The 18,974-nt window shown below is 29.8% G+C and carries 21 protein-coding genes; 4 read left to right on the top strand and 17 right to left on the bottom strand.

Annotated elements, in window-relative coordinates; translation table 11 throughout:
* Positions 1 to 5: 5 nt before the first annotated feature.
* The 3 genes from prmC to BR66_RS0105930 are packed head-to-tail and all read right to left on the bottom strand — an operon-like array spanning position 6 to position 2,358.
* On the bottom strand, positions 6 to 854 hold the full coding sequence (gene prmC, locus BR66_RS0105940) for a peptide chain release factor N(5)-glutamine methyltransferase (RefSeq protein ID WP_026882091.1): 849 nt from the start codon (positions 852 to 854) through the stop codon (positions 6 to 8).
* A gap of 2 nt (positions 855 to 856) precedes the next feature.
* Complete coding sequence (locus BR66_RS0105935; protein ID WP_026882090.1) at positions 857 to 1,768, bottom strand: DUF1385 domain-containing protein; 912 nt, start codon at positions 1,766 to 1,768, stop codon at positions 857 to 859.
* Between the two features lie 2 nt (positions 1,769 to 1,770).
* On the bottom strand, positions 1,771 to 2,358 hold the full coding sequence (locus BR66_RS0105930) for a thymidine kinase (RefSeq protein ID WP_026882089.1): 588 nt from the start codon (positions 2,356 to 2,358) through the stop codon (positions 1,771 to 1,773).
* Between the two features lie 180 nt (positions 2,359 to 2,538).
* Here BR66_RS0105930 and rpmE point away from each other — a divergent pair, with 180 nt between their 5' ends.
* Positions 2,539 to 2,751, top strand: a complete 213-nt coding sequence (rpmE, locus tag BR66_RS0105925; RefSeq protein WP_026882088.1) for a 50S ribosomal protein L31 — start codon at positions 2,539 to 2,541, stop codon at positions 2,749 to 2,751.
* 27 nt (positions 2,752 to 2,778) lie between these two features.
* Here rpmE and rho read toward each other — a convergent pair whose 3' ends face one another.
* Together rho and BR66_RS0105915 are read right to left on the bottom strand one after the other, a co-directional pair.
* A complete protein-coding gene (gene rho, locus BR66_RS0105920; protein ID WP_026882087.1) occupies positions 2,779 to 4,317 on the bottom strand; it encodes a transcription termination factor Rho in 1,539 nt (512 codons plus the stop codon).
* Between the two features lie 273 nt (positions 4,318 to 4,590).
* Positions 4,591 to 4,935 carry a hypothetical protein gene (locus tag BR66_RS0105915; RefSeq protein WP_051624120.1) on the bottom strand — a complete coding sequence of 115 codons (345 nt, stop codon included), beginning with the start codon at positions 4,933 to 4,935 and terminating at the stop codon, positions 4,591 to 4,593.
* A 176-nt stretch (positions 4,936 to 5,111) separates the two neighbouring features.
* Between BR66_RS0105915 and BR66_RS23235 the strand changes: the two genes are divergently transcribed.
* Positions 5,112 to 6,638 carry a GTP pyrophosphokinase gene (locus tag BR66_RS23235; protein ID WP_051624119.1) on the top strand — a complete coding sequence of 509 codons (1,527 nt, stop codon included), beginning with the start codon at positions 5,112 to 5,114 and terminating at the stop codon, positions 6,636 to 6,638.
* Between the two features lie 40 nt (positions 6,639 to 6,678).
* On the opposite strand, the gene BR66_RS0105905 is transcribed toward BR66_RS23235, so the two are convergent.
* The 4 genes from BR66_RS0105905 to BR66_RS0105890 all read right to left on the bottom strand — a co-directional run bounded on the left by BR66_RS0105905 (position 6,679) and on the right by BR66_RS0105890 (position 10,386).
* Positions 6,679 to 8,280, bottom strand: coding sequence for a CTP synthase (locus tag BR66_RS0105905; RefSeq protein ID WP_026882085.1), 1,602 nt, complete (start codon positions 8,278 to 8,280; stop codon positions 6,679 to 6,681).
* A gap of 169 nt (positions 8,281 to 8,449) precedes the next feature.
* Positions 8,450 to 8,743, bottom strand: a complete 294-nt coding sequence (locus BR66_RS0105900) for a hypothetical protein (protein WP_026882084.1) — start codon at positions 8,741 to 8,743, stop codon at positions 8,450 to 8,452.
* Between the two features lie 163 nt (positions 8,744 to 8,906).
* Entirely contained in the window at positions 8,907 to 9,344 is a 438-nt protein-coding gene (locus BR66_RS0105895) for a YwiB family protein (RefSeq protein ID WP_026882083.1), read from the bottom strand.
* Between the two features lie 10 nt (positions 9,345 to 9,354).
* Positions 9,355 to 10,386, bottom strand: a complete 1,032-nt coding sequence (locus tag BR66_RS0105890; RefSeq protein ID WP_026882082.1) for a D-alanine--D-alanine ligase family protein — start codon at positions 10,384 to 10,386, stop codon at positions 9,355 to 9,357.
* A gap of 376 nt (positions 10,387 to 10,762) precedes the next feature.
* On the opposite strand from BR66_RS0105890, the gene BR66_RS0105885 reads away from it, so the two are divergent.
* Positions 10,763 to 11,905 (top strand): MGDG synthase family glycosyltransferase, encoded by a 1,143-nt coding sequence (locus BR66_RS0105885; RefSeq protein ID WP_026882081.1) that lies wholly within the window; start codon positions 10,763 to 10,765, stop codon positions 11,903 to 11,905.
* 112 nt (positions 11,906 to 12,017) lie between these two features.
* Here the strand turns inward: BR66_RS0105885 and BR66_RS0105880 are convergent, their stop codons facing one another.
* Entirely contained in the window at positions 12,018 to 12,263 is a 246-nt protein-coding gene (locus BR66_RS0105880; protein WP_026882080.1) for a hypothetical protein, read from the bottom strand.
* Between the two features lie 88 nt (positions 12,264 to 12,351).
* The gene (spoIIR, locus tag BR66_RS0105875) at positions 12,352 to 13,008 is read right to left on the bottom strand and encodes a stage II sporulation protein R (protein ID WP_026882079.1); all 657 of its coding nucleotides are present in this window, start codon (positions 13,006 to 13,008) and stop codon (positions 12,352 to 12,354) included.
* A gap of 159 nt (positions 13,009 to 13,167) precedes the next feature.
* On the opposite strand from spoIIR, the gene BR66_RS0105870 reads away from it, so the two are divergent.
* The gene (locus BR66_RS0105870) at positions 13,168 to 13,563 is read left to right on the top strand and encodes a hypothetical protein (RefSeq protein WP_026882078.1); all 396 of its coding nucleotides are present in this window, start codon (positions 13,168 to 13,170) and stop codon (positions 13,561 to 13,563) included.
* Between the two features lie 115 nt (positions 13,564 to 13,678).
* Here BR66_RS0105870 and ispE read toward each other — a convergent pair whose 3' ends face one another.
* From ispE to BR66_RS0105840, 6 genes are all read right to left on the bottom strand, one after another.
* The gene (gene ispE / locus BR66_RS0105865) at positions 13,679 to 14,521 is read right to left on the bottom strand and encodes a 4-(cytidine 5'-diphospho)-2-C-methyl-D-erythritol kinase (RefSeq protein ID WP_026882077.1); all 843 of its coding nucleotides are present in this window, start codon (positions 14,519 to 14,521) and stop codon (positions 13,679 to 13,681) included.
* A 43-nt stretch (positions 14,522 to 14,564) separates the two neighbouring features.
* Positions 14,565 to 15,443, bottom strand: coding sequence for an acetylglutamate kinase (gene argB / locus BR66_RS0105860; RefSeq protein WP_026882076.1), 879 nt, complete (start codon positions 15,441 to 15,443; stop codon positions 14,565 to 14,567).
* Positions 15,444 to 15,679: 236 nt separating this feature from the next.
* Entirely contained in the window at positions 15,680 to 17,242 is a 1,563-nt protein-coding gene (locus BR66_RS0105855) for a DUF3794 and LysM peptidoglycan-binding domain-containing protein (protein ID WP_026882075.1), read from the bottom strand.
* Between the two features lie 169 nt (positions 17,243 to 17,411).
* A complete protein-coding gene (locus tag BR66_RS0105850; protein WP_026882074.1) occupies positions 17,412 to 17,648 on the bottom strand; it encodes a Veg family protein in 237 nt (78 codons plus the stop codon).
* Between the two features lie 153 nt (positions 17,649 to 17,801).
* Positions 17,802 to 17,933, bottom strand: coding sequence for a sporulation peptidase YabG (locus BR66_RS25105; RefSeq protein ID WP_084156360.1), 132 nt, complete (start codon positions 17,931 to 17,933; stop codon positions 17,802 to 17,804).
* A 222-nt stretch (positions 17,934 to 18,155) separates the two neighbouring features.
* Positions 18,156 to 18,968 carry a protein-ADP-ribose hydrolase gene (locus tag BR66_RS0105840; RefSeq protein ID WP_026882073.1) on the bottom strand — a complete coding sequence of 271 codons (813 nt, stop codon included), beginning with the start codon at positions 18,966 to 18,968 and terminating at the stop codon, positions 18,156 to 18,158.
* Positions 18,969 to 18,974 lie beyond the last annotated feature (6 nt).

Below are 18,974 nucleotides of genomic sequence, written 5' to 3'. Positions count from 1 at the left end.
CCATCTTAAAATCTCCCTTTAACTACTCTATCATTTCCTGATAGGTCTTTTATAAATTGAATATTTTTAAATTCATTTTCTTCCATTATATTCATTACAGCTTCTCGTTGGTCATACCCTATCTCAAATACCAAAGAACCACCATGGTTTAAAACACCTTTGGATTGTAATACAATTTTTCTATAAAAATCAAGTCCATCTTCTCCGCCAGATAGCGCTATAAATGGCTCATAATCCTTAACATCTTCCATTAGTGTGTCTATAACATCCTCTTTAATATATGGAGGGTTGGAAACTATAATATCAAATTTCCTATTGCTCTTAGTTGCTTCACTAAGTAAATCACTTTCATATACTTCTATTCTATCATGAAACTGCAACATATTTATATTTTTTTCAGTAACTTCAAGTGCAATATCTGAAATATCATAACAAATTATATTTATATCTTCTATATAATGTGCTAATGATATCCCAATAGCACCACTCCCACAACATAAATCACAAACTGTTTTGTACCTATTGGCTTTAATTTCATCAATGGCTTCCTCTACAAGAATTTCTGTATCCATTCTTGGTATAAGAACTCCTTCTTTTACAAAAAAATCTATTCCCATAAATTCAGCACTTTGAAGAATATATTTAACAGGCATTTTTTTTTCTCTTAATTTTATTAACCTTATATATTCTTTTACCTCATTATCTCCAACTTGTAAATTTCTATTAGTAATTATAAACAATTTATCTACATTTAAAACCTTACATAAAATAAGTTGACTATCAATCATATATGTTTCAATATTAACTTTTTTTAAAAGTTCATATCCTAATTTCAAAAGTTCTTGAATCTTCATTATTATTCCATACCTTCCGCAGCCTTTAACGCCTGAATCGCAACCTCAAGTTGACTATCATCCGGCTCCCTTGTAGTTAGTTTTTGCAACATCAATCCAGGATATGCAAACATTTGAAGCAATTTATTATCACTTCTTCCCATGAGTTTTATTACTTCATAGGTTAATCCAGATACAACTGGAAGTAATATAATTCTAGAAAGAATTCTGAAACTCAAAGATTTCCATCCAGTAAGAGAAAAAATCAATATACTTACTATCATAACCAAAAACATAAAATTTGTTCCACACCTAGGATGGAACCTTGAATACTCTTTTGCATTTTTAGGAATAAGTTCCTCATTGTGTTCATAACAAAATATAGTTTTGTGCTCCGCTCCATGATACTGAAAAAGTCTTTGTATGTCTTCCATTTTTCCTATTAATATCAAATATCCAATAAATATAACTACTCTAATTAATCCCTCTATTAAGTTTAGTACCACTGGGTTTTTAACATCTAACTTTTTAAACATGTTTGCAGCCAAAGTAGGCAATATAAAGAAAATACCTACAGCAAGAACTAAAGATATAAACATAGTGACTCCCATAATTACTTCCTCAGCCTTGTCTTTAAACAGTCTATTAAAAAACGCATCAAACTTAGATGGAGTGCTTTCTTCCTCATCTTCAAAGAATGAAGCAGAATAATTCAAGGTTTGTATACCAACTACCATTGATTCTACAAGAGAAACAAATCCTCTTATAATAGGTAAGCCTAAGAATTTATTTCTTTTTGTAAATGGTACTGTCTCTTTTAAATCAACCACTATGCTTCCGTCACTCTTTCTAACTGCAGTTGCAATACCTTTAATTCCTCTCATCATTACGCCTTCAATTACAGCCTGTCCACCTACTGAACGTTTTTTATCCATTTTCACACCCCATCTTTTTTAGGAACATCATGACACTTTCTACATCTTGCTTCATAGGATTCTGTAGCTCCTATAAGTACTATTTTATCACTATAAATTACTGGTTTTCCATTGATTAACCTTTGAGTCCTTGTGGCAGGATTACCACATACTATACAAATTGCCTGTATCTTATCAACAAACTCAGCAATTGCCATAAGTTTTGGAACACAACCAAAAGGTTCTCCTCTAAAATCCATATCTAGTCCTGCACATATAACTCTTTTATTTTGATCAGCAATTTTATTTAGTACTCCAACAATGCCATCATCTAAAAATTGGACTTCATCTACAGCTACCACATCAGTATCGTGTTCTAATAACCTAACAATATCATTACTGTTATTTATTGGAATTGCTTCTTCCTTCTCTCCACAGTGAGAAACTACATCGTCTTTACCATATCTAATATCAATTTCAGGTTTAAACACCTGAACCTTTTGCCTTGCTATTTTAGCCCTTCTTATCCGCCTTATAATCTCTTCTGATTTCCCACTATACATAGGTCCAACAACTACCTCTATCCAGCCATGATTTTTTGGTCCGTACATATTTGTATTTCCTCCTTAATGTTATGCTACTATAAACATATACATTTTAACAGATGTAATGTATTTATTAAAGAGTACTTTTTAAAATCATGTATGGTTATTGACTATAATCTCTTACCTATGATATAATATGAAAGTTGATATTGTAATTTATCATGTAATTTGAAAGAGGTGAAAAACGTGAAAGAAGGCATACAACCAGCATACTATCATGATACAGTTGTTAAATGTGCATGTGGAAATACTTTTATAACAGGTTCAACTAAAGAAGAACTTAAAGTTGATATTTGTTCAAAATGTCATCCTTTCTTCACTGGTCATCAGAATTTTGTTGACGTTGGTGGAAGAGTTGAAAGATTCAGAAAGAAATACAACTTATCAGAAGAAGAATAATATTTGTAATATTAAATGGGAAAGATTTTATCTTTCCCATTTTTCTTTGTTTATAATATCTGCTAAATCCTTATTTGTCCTGGTTTTACTCATAAGATTTATAAGTTTTTCAGTTACACCTTGAGTATTATTTTCACTATATAATGTTCTTCTAATTGAAAATGCTGCATCATACTCTTCTTGTGATAAAAGAAGTTTTTCTTTTCTTGTTCCAGATTTATAAATATCAATGGCAGGGAAAATTCTTCTTTCCTGAAGTTTTCTATCAAGATGTACTTCCATATTACCAGTACCCTTAAATTCTTCAAAAATCATATCATCCATTCTACTTCCTGTATCTACAAGCACTGTAGCGAGTATTGTAAGACTTCCGCCTTCTTTGATATTTCTTGCTGCTCCAAAGAATTTTTTTGGCATAAGTAATGCTCCAGGATCAAGTCCTCCTGATAAAGTTCTTCCTGTTGGAGTTATTGTAAGATTGTAAGCCCTTGCAAGTCTTGTTAAGCTGTCTAGAAGGATTATTACATCCTGACCTTGCTCTACCATTCTCTTTGCTCGTTCTAATACCATATAAGCAACCTTTGTGTGATGATCTGGTTCCTCATCAAAAGTTGAATAAATAACTTCACCTTTTATAGAATCTTTCATATCTGTAACTTCTTCTGGTCTTTCATCTATTAGAACTACTATAAGTTTCACTTCTGGATGGTTTAAGGATATACTTTGAGCCACAGTTTTTAGAAGTGTAGTTTTACCAGCTTTAGGTGGTGCTACAATCATACCTCTTTGACCTTTTCCAATTGGCGCCATAAGGTCCATAAGTCTTGTAGACAGTTCTCTTTCATTTTTTTCAAGTTTCATTCTTTTATTAGGATAAATTGGTATTAAAGTTTCAAATGGCTTTCTTCCAACAGCTTTTTGAGGATGTTCGCCATTAACACTTTCAACATATAAAAGTGCCTTAAATTTTTCTCCCTCTTTAGGAGTTCTAACTTTTCCTGAAACCTCATCACCAGTTTTAAGATTAAATCTTCTTATTTGTGATGGAGAAACATATATATCGTCAGTACTTGTTAAATAATTTTTTCCGCGCAAAAATCCGAAATTGTTATTATCAACAAGTTCTAAAACACCTTTTGCTGAATCTGAATCGTTTACCATTTCTTTGAATTTTTCATTTTTTTCTTCTCTTACCACTTTATCGGAAATATTATTTGTTAATGTTTCTGAATTGTTTTTAGTTGAATCAATATCTTTATCTTCAACATTGCTTACACTTTCAGTATTTTTTATTACATTTTCTTCATTACTAGAATCCTCATTCACACTATTAATTGAACTTATCGCTTCTATTTTGTTCTCCACAATTGTAACATTTTCGCCACTTTTAGGAGTTATTTTTTCTCTTAACACAACCCCGTTTTTTTCTATAGAAACAGGGGATACCCTATTTATCTCATCAATGAGCTCTTTTTTTCTGAATTTTGATAAATTCTTTATTCCAAGCCCTTTTGCTGTCTCTTTAATCTGAACAAGGGTCATACTTTCTAAGTCGCCATTATACAAAAAGAAAACACCTCCGTATTATATTCTGATATTCTTGTATTTTGATATTACTTGTTAGAAATTTAAAAAGAATTAGTAGAGATATGAATACTTTTTTTAAACTGTAACCATATATTACAATCTATCAACTTTTTAAAACTTTAAAATATCATTTTCTATTCTCATCTATAATAACCTTAAAAATGTTTTAAAACAATACTTTTCTTGTATATTAAACTCTGAAAATAATTTGAAATCATAATATTAATGTGTCATTCATATTATTTATCGCCACTATATCATAGCATATACCATATTCTTTATTTCCTTATATTTATTTATTGTTTCATAAATGCTTTTGGTATTTCCAATATAAATTATTGTTATTCCAGAATACTCACAACCACCTAAAAGCATTTTACTATTTATCAAATCCATTATTCTGAATTTATAGCAATGATATCTATCACAAATTGGGCACTTGAGTTTTAGTTCTATTTCTATATTGTTAGTCAAATAAACATTAAAATCAGGAAACATATCATTCAGTCTATTAATTTGAAACAGATTGAAATTTTTTATTTTATACTGTCCTATTTCATTTTTCAAAGAGATACTTAAGTTAGTATTACATAACAACAGTTTCACCTCCAAATTAATTCACAGTACCAAAACAATATTTTTATATTTATTATAAATAATTCTACAAAATATATAAAACTCCTCTATTGATATTTATTTTTTTCAATATACTTAAGTGTATTTTGCTTCTATGCTATAATGAAAAAAAATATATAAATCAGGAGATTTTGCAGATGGAACTTAAGATATTTGATTACATAGAAGAAGCTACAAAAAATTTAGAAGAAAAAACGGGTACTTATGAAAAAGCTTCAAATATTATATGTACATATTTAAGAAATATATTTTTAGCTAAAAAAGACAGTTTTTCCAACATAACCTCAAGAGTTAAATCTTCAAACAGCTTAAAAGAAAAGATACTTAGAAATTCTTACTATAAAAAATATTCTGTGACTGAATTGTTTGAAAATCTTTCTGATACTATAGGCATAAGAATTGAATGCCGATTTATTGAAGATGAAGTGGATATTTATAAATCTATTAAAAAACTCTTTAATAAAATTTCAAGTGATGATCTTTATTCCTCTTTAGGATCAGAGTCCATAAAATTAAATCTTTCAGATAAGCAACCTCAAGAACAAAAAAACGGTGTTAAAATATATAGAATAGATGGTCAATATGAAGAAAATGGACAACGTGTTAATTTTGAGCTCCAAATAAAATCTCTAGTAAATATGTTTTGGGGAGAAATAGAACATAAAATTATCTATAAAAACTATAACTTACTTGATGACAATATGATAACCAGTATGCTAGGTTCTATCAAGAATAGTCTTACCATGATAGATAATCAACTAAGCGGTATGTGTAAGCAAATGGCTGAAGCTAATGGGTTTAGCGTATCAAATAAAACTCTACAAACCGAAAAACTCATGTCTATATTCATTTTTGATATATATTCAAAAAGGATGAACAAAAATCTAGGATTTCTAGTGGATTTCAGAAAATCCTGTGAGATAATAATGAAATATATTTTTAGGACAAACAATGCTAAAGATTTAGATGATTATACAAGTGTACTTTTAAAAACCTTCTCAAGATTAAATGAAGTATCAAAAAATAAAATTGATTTTAGTGTGGAAATTTTCTTTGAAAGAAAGCCTTCATTTAACGATACTTTTTCAGAAATCATAGGGGAATTCATACTAAAGAATATAAATAATGACTTTCAATGGAATTTATTTTTTAGAATATTATTTGAAATTGAAATTGGTAATAATGTAGAAGATTTTGAAAGTTTTATAATATTTTTAAAAAGTAAATTTTATAAAAATCCAGCTCTACTTTTACTTCATTCCTCTCTAAAACCGGATGAAGCAAAACAAATAAAGGAAGATTTCATAAATGAAATTGCTAAAGTCATGGCTGAAGTTACATCAATAAATATTTTATACAATGAAAACATAGATGCTGTAAATAACATTTTGAAAGAATATGTAACCAAGTTGTTTGAAACCACAGATGATTATTTATCTTGGGAAAATCACAAAAAAATCTATCTCAAAATTTTTAATATACGCCTTTTATCAGTTTTTGATTATGAAATAGAAACAGATGACTTGAAAAGCATTGTTCATTGGGTGGAATCAAACCAGGGTAAATTTAATATTAGCAAATATATGCCAAAATATAACTATAAAATAAATGAACAAAAAAAGATAAAAGCTAGTGAAGCAATAAAATTATTCAATTTTAAATAAAAAATATGGTAATGAGAAATATTTCTCATTACCATATTTTTTATTTATTCATTGCAGCTTTTATAAATTCTCTAAATAGAGGATGTGGTCTGTTTGGTCTTGATTTAAATTCTGGGTGGAATTGAACTCCAACAAACCAAGGATGATCCTTAATTTCAACTATTTCTACTAATCTGTCATCAGGGCTTGTACCTGCTATTATAAGTCCCTTTGATGTTAATATATTTCTAAATTCATTGTTAAATTCATATCTATGTCTATGTCTTTCGGAAATAACTGCTTCCCCGTATGCATTTTTTGAATTTGTATCATTTGATATTTTACATTCGTATTTACCTAATCTCATAGTGCCACCCATTTTATCAATATTCTTTTGGTCTGGCATTAAATCTATGACAGGGTATTTTGTATTTGGATCTATTTCTGAACTGTTTGCACCCTTTAGTCCAGACACGTTTCTTGCATACTCAACTACTGCACACTGCATTCCAAGGCAAATCCCGAAGAATGGTACTTTGTTTTCTCTTGCCCATCTTGTAGCTTCAATTTTACCTTCTATACCTCTATCACCAAAACCTCCGGGAACAAGAACACCATCAACATCTTTTAATATTTCATCAACATTTTCTTTGTTAACATCTTCAGCATTTATCCACTTTATATTAACATTTGTTCCATTTGCATATCCGCCATGCGCTAATGACTCTGCAACTGAGATATAAGCATCATGAAGTTCTACATACTTTCCAACTAAAGCGATATTCACTTCTCCTGATAAACTTTTTATCCTTTGAACCATATCAATCCATTCAGTGTTATCTACATCTTTACAATCAAGATTTAATTTTTCGCAAACTAAATTATCTAATCCTTGTTCATTTAAAAGTAATGGAACTTCATATAAATTTTCAGCATCTAAATTTTGTATTACAGAATTTCCATTCATATTACAAAATAGACCAATTTTATCTCTTAATGATTGTGATAATTCTTTTTCTGAACGACATACAATTATATCTGGCTGAATACCGATTCCTGTAAGTTCCTTTACTGAGTGTTGTGTAGGTTTTGTTTTAAGCTCTCCAGCTTTTTCAAGATACGGTACAAGGGTAACATGTATAAAACATGAATTGCCTACTCCAACTTCATTTTTTATCTGTCTTATAGCTTCTAAAAATGGTAGTGACTCAATATCCCCAACAGTTCCACCAATTTCAGTTATAACAACATCTACATCGCCATCCTGTGCTACTGCATAAACTCTTTCCTTAAGTTCATTTGTTATATGAGGAATTACTTGAACCGTTCCTCCAAGATAGTCTCCTCTTCTTTCCTTTGTTAATACTGTCCAGTAAACTTTTCCTGTAGTAACATTACTATTTTTACTCAAATTTTCATCGATAAATCTTTCATAATGTCCTAAATCTAAATCTGTTTCAGCACCGTCATCTGTAACAAATACCTCTCCGTGCTGATATGGACTCATAGTTCCAGGATCAATATTTATGTATGGATCAAATTTCTGTATAGAAACCTTAAGTCCTCTATTTTTAAGCAACCTTCCAAGTGAAGCAGCTGTTATTCCTTTACCTAAAGACGAAACAACTCCGCCTGTTACAAAAATATATTTTGTAGTTTTCATTTATAATCCTCCTAAGTAAATATTTTTATATATAAACTGTTGACAAACACAAAGAATAAATTTATAATAGAAATTACCCTATAAAATTAAAATGGGGTTTTGCGTTTTAATTAACATAAAATCTATTGTAACATAATATTTTGTGTTTTTCCACTTCTTTTTTTATTTTTTATAATGATTTTTTCATGTCGTCTTCAATTTCAAAATACAGTTCTCTAAAGTCCTTATTGACAAAAAATTTTTCTCGTGCCTTTTTAAACCCATAATTTAGTGACTTTTTGCTGTAACTTGGGAAATAATTATTTATCATATCACTGTCTATACATTTGTATTTTTTTAACAATAGAAGCATTAAATATTTGCACTGCTGATCTTTTAATATCTTAAACAATTCATCTCTGTTTATTTTTTTATATTCGCACATAAATTCAATTATTTTTTCATATTTATCACTTGGTAACATTTACAATCACCTCATTCAAATTATTGGCAAAATGAGGCAATTTTAAACTTGTATATTAAACAAAAACAACTATAACAGTTAAAAGCTTTCTTCTAAGGCATAGAAATCCATAAAAAATATGAGTGGATTTATGTAAATAAATCCACTCATAACTTGTCACTTGTCACTTGTCACCTGTCACTTCTTCTTTGTTTACTTTTATTTCTATTTTCAAAGTTGTTATTGGTATTTTTTCACCTGAAATATCCATATCATACTTTACAAATACCTTACCACCATTTTCATCTACATCTATTTTTATTTCCTTGGTGTTTGTTGTTATCTGCAGAGTTCCATAAGGCGTATCATACATAGATATATTTTTTAGATCTTTAGCAAATTTCATTTTAGAGCTAGTAGTACCACTTCTCATAAGAACTAGTTCATCAGATTTTATCTTTAAAATTGTAGTAGTACCTTTCATTCCCGATATTTCTGTTTCCTCATAACGAGCATAATAGGTTTCATCCTTTATATAAAACTTACCTGGAGTAATTACAGCAATAGGCTCTGCATCCACACCTTGCATGCTGGATATACTTATAACGGCTTTTTTATTCATCCTATTCTCCTTAATTGTTATTTCTTTCTATGGCAAGACATATAAGTTCACTTATTAAATCTTTGTATGCCTTCCCTGATGCATCCCACATTTTTGGATACATACTTATTTTAGTAAATCCAGGAATAGTATTTACTTCGTTTAAGTATACTTCATTTGTATCTTTATCCACAAGAAAATCTACCCTTGCCATTCCAGCACAATCCAAAGCAATATAAATTTTCACTGCCAGTTCTCTTATATCTTCAAGTTCTTTATTATTCATATCTGCTGGTATTAAAATTCTAGATTCCGCATTTTCATATTTTGCTTCATAATCATAAAACTCTTTTGCAGGAAGAACTTCACCTGGAACAGCAGCTTCTGGCCTATCGTTACCAAGCACAGCTACTTCTACTTCTCTTGCATTTATAGCTTCTTCAACTAAAACTTTTCTATCGTATTTTAATGCTTCTTCAAGTCCACCTATTAATTCCTGTCTGTTATGAGCCTTTGTTATTCCAACTGAAGATCCACTATTAGAAGGTTTTATAAATAAATCATAACCTAACTTTTTCTCTATTATATTTATTATATTTTCTTTATCTTCTGCATATTTTACTGATGTTACTACAACGTAGTCAGCCTGTTTTATTTTGAAATGTTCAAGCACATATTTTGCATACACCTTATCCATACATACGGCTGAAGACATAACATTAGGACCAACACAAGGAATATCCAAAAGTCTGCATAACCCTTGCACAGTTCCATCTTCTCCACATAATCCATGAAGCACTGGAAAAACAACATCTACTCCCCTATTAAATAAAATCTTTTGTCCTTCTGATGTTTTATAGTACTCGTCTTTTTCCCACTCACCATTCTCTATTTTTTCAATAGTTCCAGAATATTCAATCCACTGTCCCTGTTTTGTTATCCCTATAGGATAAACCTCATATTTTGTAATATCTATATTTCTTAAAACAGATGCTGCTGATGCTCTAGAAACCTCATGTTCAGTTGATCTCCCACCAAATAATATAGCTACTTTTTTTTTCATATCAAATCTCTCCTCTTAAAAACTTCCTTTTTACCCATTAGTCCAAAATCATGAAATCATACAACTAAATGCAAGTTTCACTTTATAGTTTAATAATTTTCAAGCATTTTAGCAATGAGTTATCTTTAATATATATTTTACGTCATATAAATAAAAAAGATAGAGCCGCAAAATCATAGTTTTTGCGTGTTTGTGGTTCGGATTTTTATTATATTTATTTTAACCATTGTTATTCTAAGTGGCATGAATCAATATATATTAAATATATATTGATTCATGAATTCTATATTTAAATAAGTTATTCTGCATTTAAGTGCCTTATAGTGTATAATTAAATAGTATTGTTACAGTTAATTTTAATTGAAAGGTGAATGTGATGCGAGCTTTAATACTTTCAGTATCAGCAGGTGGCGGCCATATACAGGCATCACTTGCACTAAAAAATTATATCATGCAATTTGAACCAACTTCAGATATTGAAATATTGGATACAATAAAATATATAAATCCACTACTTGATAAATTGATAATTGGTAGCTATTTGCAAACAGTAAAAATGACTCCGTCTATTTTTGGGAAAATATATAAATTTACTGAAAAAGATGAAGGTTTGAATTCTGTTACAAATAAATTTAATGAGCTTATGGCTTATAAATTATTACCAATCATTGATAATTATAAACCAGATATAATAATCTGTACCCATCCATTTCCAACACAGATGGTTTCAATATTAAAACAAAAGAAGAAGCTTAATATACCTATGATTTGTATACTTACGGATTATGCTCCACATAATACTTGGATACATCCAAAGGTTGATTCATATATAGTTTCTAATAGTGATATGAAAGAGGAGATGACCTTACGAGGAGTAGACAAAGACTCTGTTTTTGATTTTGGTATACCTGTTAGTTCGGATTTTTTTCTTAAATATGACAAAAGTCAAATACTAGCAGAACTAAATCTAGACCCTCTTAAAAAGACAATTATGATTATGGGTGGTAGCCTTGGAATAGGTAAAATTGCTAGGGTATATTCTCAGCTTTCAAAACTTACTACCAATGTACAAATAATCGTCATTGCAGGAAGCAATAAAAAATTATATTCTCAACTTATGAATTTAAAAGAACATTCCACTGTTACTACAAGCATATTAGGATTTTCAAAAAATATAAACAAGTATATGCAATGTAGTGATCTTCTTATCACAAAACCTGGTGGTCTTACTATTACAGAAGCTCTAATTTGCAATGTACCTCTTGCACTTTTCTCTGCAATTCCAGGTCAAGAAAAAAAGAATGAGGAATTTTTGCTAAGACATAAACTTGCCATAACTTTAGAGGATGGAACTAATTGTAAAGAAATAATAGAAAATCTAATGTCCTCACCAAAGCAGCTTCAAGAAATGAAAGAGAACTGTAGAAAGTATTCAAAGCCAAGCTGTGGAAGAGATATTTTTAATTTAATAAATGTGCTTATTAAAAAGAGAGAAATCGCTGTTACAAAGAAAGACTAAAAAGCAGTTTCCAAATACCAGGTTCCAGGTGACGGTGATTTTCTGCTCAGCAGAAGAATCAACATACAAAAAAATATCATTTTTCTGGTATTTAGTGTTTGGTATCTGGAACCTAACAACTGCTTTTCTGCTTCTCTATGATTATCTTTACCTCAATTGACGATAGACCTTTATTCATGAAAATAAGATAGTATAAATATAAGCAAATAATACAACTTGAAGTTAAGATGATTATAATTCCAACAGCTTTATTGAATAGTATTACACAAAATACTCCTAGGACCATGAAAAATATACTTACAATTATTCTTGTAATACTTTGTTCTTTTGTAGGTAGAAATTTATATTTATTTAGCACGCTCCTGCCTCCAATCCATAATTGTAATTTCTAACAATTATGTTATATATATAATATTATCATTTTTCATCACACATTTAAATAACTTTTAAATTTTAACCCTTAATTTTTTAGCAAGGCCTTCAATTAAATCTACTATCTTAAATCTTACTACTATCTTGTTGCCGGTTCCCTTTGAATTATCAACCATATCATATTCTTCTTTTGTAAGCACTTTTTTCATTTCATTTTGCGTTTTTTCCACTTCAACATTGCCCTTTGTTATATCAGTAAAACATAGTGGTGGAAACATTACACACCACCAATTATGACCTTTTGCTGACCCAATTAATATTCTATATGCATCATATTTACCTTCTGGTAATGTTATCGCTCCATAGGTTTTTATAGGAAAATAGTCTTTACTGAGTTCTGTTGTGACTCCATAATTATATCCATTTTGCCTAACCACCTTCTGAGCTATGCTATTTATGTCATTGTTATATTTTAAAAGCAATTGCTTTGATTCATTAACGCTAGTGCTTTTACTCATCTTAGGCGATATAAAAGCTAACACCTTGTCCCTAACTTTTAGTTTTAGTGCTTGGTCATCATTAGAATCACTATTTGCTAAAACATGAAATCTAATTATCTTATTTGCTATGCTTTGCTGATTACTACTAACATTACGTTCACCATTATTGTCGTATCCTAGCATTAGCAATACAATTAAAAAAATAACTATAAATGCTAAAATTCTTTTCATTTTATCTCCCCCCCACATACTCTATTTCTAATTATTGACATATATTGTTTTTATATTCACATATGTGGGTAATATCTATAAACCTTTTTAATAAAATTTTATTCCCAATTTGTATAAATTTTGTAGTAAATGTTAATGATATTTTTAGAGGTGTCTAAAATGAAAGATTTATTACACTTAAATTATCCGAAGACATTAGAAGAGAAACGCATCATAATAGTTGCTTTTTGGTGTTTTACCCTATTAGAATCCGGGGTTTTTTTTACCATATTAAGAGATCATGGACTTTTTTCAACTTTCCTAGCAATTTCATGCATAATAGCTTTAACATTCTTTTTTATAATGGCCTCAATTACAATATATGAATTTTACATATATTTTAGAGCTGAATATGTGTTGTATATCGTACAGTGCGAAGATACTTTACTTGGAATTTCTCAGAGATTTTTGCCAGAGTGCAATCCTTGGAGAACTGCGGCAATTATAAAATATAAGAATAATATAAATGACTCCATTATTATGGGTGAAAAATTATTAATACCAATTCGCAAATAAAATTAAAAAGCTCTGTCATAAAAAGAATAATTCAACTCACCTTTAGACAGGCCCTGAAAATTAATTGTATTGGTTGTTTATTTCAAAACATGCTAATATGTCCATTATTTACGTATTATATAGTCCTTGTTATATATACTTCATCATAACTTTCTTTCATGTGTGAAAAACAATTTTGAGCTGTTAACATATCCTCAAAAAAAGCAAAGACAGTAGGTCCGCTTCCACTCATCATAGAACCCAAAGCTCCATATTTTATCATTTCTGCTTTAATTTCTTTTAGTACAGGATATTTTTTTAAAGTAACATTTTCAAGTAAATTCCTCATATTGTTGCTTACATATTTTAGGTCTTCCTTATCCATAGCCCTTATTAGATCTTCAGTATGAGGATGCCTATAAACTTTTGTTAAATCAAAATTCTTGTAAACCTCCTTAGTAGATACACCAAAATTTGGCTTTACTAAAACTAATATTTTATTTTTAAAATGCTTTAAGCTAAGTATTTTTTCCCCTATACCCTCACATAATGCAGTACCTCCTACAATACAATAAGGTATATCTGAACCTATTTCAACTCCCAGTTCCATAAGCTTTTTATCGGATGTTGCAATTTTAAAGAGTTTCCTCATACCTCTTAGTACCGCAGCACCATCAGTACTTCCCCCTGCCAGTCCTGCTGCTACTGGAATGTTTTTTATAATATCAATTTGTATACCTTCATTAATATTGTAAGTGTCCATAAAAAGTTTTGCCACTCGGTATGCAATATTTCTCTCATCTGTTGGTACATACTGCTTGTTACAAGTTATATTTATACCTTTGGAAGCCTTATTGAATTGTATTACATCATATAAATCTATTGATTGCATAATCATCTTTAATAAGTGATACTCATCTTCTCTTTTACCAACTATATCTAATGATATGTTAATTTTCGCATAAGCCTTTAATAACATATTTTTTCCTCCAAAATAATTTAAAATAAAATCAATTAATTTACTATAAAATCATTGTTCCTACACCTTCATGGGAAAATACCTCTAATAAAAGAGAATGTGGAACTCTCCCATCTATAATATGAGTTTTATGAACGCCTCCGTCAACTGCTTCTTTGCAACAATTTATTTTAGGAATCATTCCACCAGTAATTATATTTTCCTCAATTAACTTTGGTATTTCTTCTACTTTAAGTTCTGATATAAGAGAAGTCTCATCCTTTTGATCCTTTAAAAGTCCTGGTACATCAGTTATTAAAACAAATTTTTCAGCTTTTAATTTAACGCTTATTTTAGATGCTGCTAAATCCGCATTAACATTATATGTTTTTCCATCTGTTTGACCAAGAGCCACCGTTGAAATAACCGGAATATATCCACCATTTAAGCAATGCCTAATAATATCGTCATTTACCTCAACTATGTCTCCCACATAACCTATATCTTCCCCACTACTTATTTCAAGTTTTTTCGCTTTTAAAAGATTGGCATCTATTCCACATAAACCTACTGCTTTTCCACCATTCTTATCAATTAATGATACTATATCTTTATTTACTTTTCCCGCAAGTACCATTTGAACCACTTCCATAGTTTCTTCATCTGTTACTCTTAGTCCATTTACAAATTCGCTTTTTTTACCTATTTTAGCTAAAAAATCGTTAATATCTGGTCCTCCACCATGAACAACCACCACTTTAATTCCAACATAATTTAATAAAACTATATCTTTAATAACTGTATCCTTTAATTCTTCATTTATCATTGCATTTCCACCATACTTTATCACAATAGTCTTACCATTGTACTCTTGTATGTAAGGCAATGCCTGACTCAAAATGTTTGCCTTTTGTATATTTGCAGCGTTATTACTGTTAAACAAAATAATGCCCCCTTGGTATCCGATTTAAGAGTTTACACTTTATTTTTGTATAATATAATGTAATTTTATGTGTACATTTAGTTACTATTTATAAACTACAAAGACATTATACCAAAAAACAATTTATATGTGCAGTTTTTATGTAAAAACTAAAAAATAGAATGTCTATAAATTTGCACAACAAATCTATAAACATTCTCAATAATTATGAAAACTTACCGCCTGCCACTTGTTACTTACACAACAGCTCTGCCCGGTATTATTAGCTTTTGTCCTGGCAAAATATAATCAGGATTTTCTATATTATTTATTCTAACTATATCCTCTATTGTTGTGAAATACATCTTTGCTATCTTCCATAGGGTATCTCCTGCCTGAATGGCATATATAGTTATACTAGCTTTCTTTTCTGGTTTAGCGCCCTCTAAAGGCTCTATATTTACAAGAAAATCTTTATGTGCATTATAATTTACTTTAACATAAATTGATACTATGGCCTTAACTGCAATAGTTCCTGCTTCCACCACACCTTCTATACCTTCTAAACATACCTTGGCACTAGAAATCATCTCAATTTTAGAACCAAGTATTTCATTAGTTACATTAAACGGTATATCCTCTTCGAAAGCATAAATATTATTTTCTTCATTATCAGTTTTATATATAACAGAGGCTTTAACTATTCCCTCAATTAAAACCTTATCCTCCACAAGTTTTTTATCTGTTATTGAAACCTTTCCAATTATTAAAACTACTTCTGTTGGAAGTCCATTTTCTTTATTAACATCAATATTTTCCTTTACAATACTTTCAATGTTTGACTGCCCATATACTAAGTTCAATTTGTAATCCTGCTTTTCTATCTGAATATTAAGTTCTGGTGAATAAGCATCTTCGATAACTTCAATGTCTAATTTACTTTCAATTTTAATATCAACCTTTATCAATGCCTCAATATCAAGAAGCCTACTTTCCCCTAAATCATCATCTCTAATATTATATTCTGCAGCGTCAATATTAAAATCAGCATAGGAACTCATTGAACTATTTACATCTTCTGCATCAATTTCTTGTTCTAAAAGTACGTCATCAGAAAGATGAACCACATCTCCCGTATCTTTTGCCTTGTACAAAATATTAAATTTTGCAAAAGCTTCAATTTGCACTTTACCTTCTAGCAATTTTATTTGTTTTTTATGAATATTTATATCACATTTTAATATGTTTAATATTTGCGGTTTATCCATGGGAATTTGAATATTAGTCTTCGCTATTAAATTTGTGCTATTATTAGAAATGGTCTTATCAATAGAAGTTGAATTTTTTAAAAATTGTACATCCTTTAGTCCATCAACATCCTTAACTATGTGCAATTCGTTTTTAGAATAAACCTCTGACTTTAATTTAATTATACCTTCCACTGCTATTTTTCTTTCATTAACTGCCACGCAACTGATATGCTCTACATCAGCTTCTGCATTTGACGGCATTTTGTGCACTGCACCTTCAAGCTCTACATAATTTGAAAATTTAGCAGAGTAGGTTACTCCGCAAACTTCTGTCCTATCATCTACTTTTCCTAAATATAAAACATCAAATTCTAATTGACCCTCCAAATAAACCTTGTCCTGCATAACTTCTTTGCTGAGTATTGTAGGTTTTGCATCTACCAAAAGTATTTTTAATACATCCGGTTCAGTATCTGGTATGATATATTCTTCCTTTACAACAGTATCGGCAGTATTCTTTCCTAGAAACTGTTCATACTCTATATTTTCCTTCACAAGTTCTATAGCCATGTTATTCCCTCCTATAAAATACCTAGTATAATATATATGGATATGTACTATTGAATATGCCTTTTTTAAGTTATTGACAAAATTAAAATGAAATATATCTCATCTTCACTTTAATATATTCTATGATAATTAAAAAATGTTATCGAATATATATTCGATAACATTTTTTTTATACTGCGAAATCCAACTGTACTGTCTTAGTTAATACATCTGAATAACTATATGTCACTTTCCTTTGGGTACCAGATTCTAATCTAACAACAAATATGCTGGGATATGTCTTCTCAATGACGCCATTGTTAACAACTACCCTTTTCCTGCCGCTATTCGCTTTTAATACTACTTTCTGTCCCAGATGTTCTTCAATATTTCTCTTGATGGAATCTAAAACGTTCACTTTTTCCACATGAAACACCCTCTTTCCACATTTACATTATACATCAAAAACTCATCCCTGTCAAATAAACATTCAATTTTATCAGTAATGGGTACAACTTGTCAAGGTCAATTTATTCTAAATAAAATAACCCTCACGGCAAATAAAGCCTTGAGGCTAAGTTTATCTAACAAATATAGACTTTGGATATTCTTCTCTACATTTACCTAGTGTTTGTACTCCTCCAACCCCTTTTATACCCGCTATTGTATTTTTTACTACATCCTGAATGTTAGCAATTTCTCCAATGCTCATATGTGCTAAAATTTCTAATCATAAATAAAATATGCAGATTGTTTGATTCATGTTACAATTGTCCAAATTATTAAGCATTACCCATTCACGTGCTAGACGATTACTAAATAATAAAATAAATCTTCATATAATATGTATGCAGAATAAAAAAATAGGAGTTTTTTAAAGCTCCCATTTTTTAATAATATAATTTTGCCAGCACTATCATTTGAACTTTTTCAATTATAAACTTGCGAAATTTCTATAAATTCTATTATCCAAATCCTTAAATACGTTAAATATAACTCTGTCTATTTTTACTTGATTTTCACTTAAAAATTGTATTACTGTTTCTATTGCAATTTCAGTAGCTTTGTCATTTGGGAAATTGTACTCGCCTGTAGATATACAGCAAAATGCTATAGTTCTGACTTCATTTGAAACTGCACACTCTAAGCACGATAGGTAACAAGATTGTAAATTTTCTTCCAGTTCTTTTGTTAATCCAAATCTTACAATCGGCCCCACAGTATGTATCACACGTTTGCATGGCAAATTATAGGCATTTGTTATTTTTGCCATACCTGTTTTTTCTTCATGTCCTAGCCGATTCATTATATGAAAACATTCATCTCTAAGCTGTATTCCAGCTGCTGAATGTATTGCATTATCAATACAGCTGTGGCATGGTGAAAAGCAACCAAGCATCTGTGAATTAGCTGCATTTACAATTGCATCTACTTCTAATCTTGTTATATCTCCCTGCCATATTGACATTTTTTCTTTAAATGGCAAAGTTGATAATGGAAATTCATCTGCTATAGTTGGTATATCCGTGTGCTTTACAATGCCTTTCTGCATGGCTACATTCAATAGAAACTCATCTTGGACAAGTAGAAATTCTTCACTGGTTTTTTTAGGCATTCTCACATTCATAAGTGAGCGGAGTAGTCTATCCTGTTCCAAATAAGAGTCTGGAATTTTCAAATCTTTATATCTATAATCCTCATTCCTTAATTCATCTGTTAAAAAGAGTATTCTTTCTGATTGATTCATAACATA

The sequence above is a fragment of the Clostridium akagii DSM 12554 genome (assembly GCF_000686725.1).
In the GTDB taxonomy this organism is placed as follows: domain Bacteria; phylum Bacillota; class Clostridia; order Clostridiales; family Clostridiaceae; genus Clostridium_I; species Clostridium_I akagii.
Note: the sequence above shows the minus strand (reverse complement) of the source record. Positions and strands in the feature narration are given on the sequence as shown.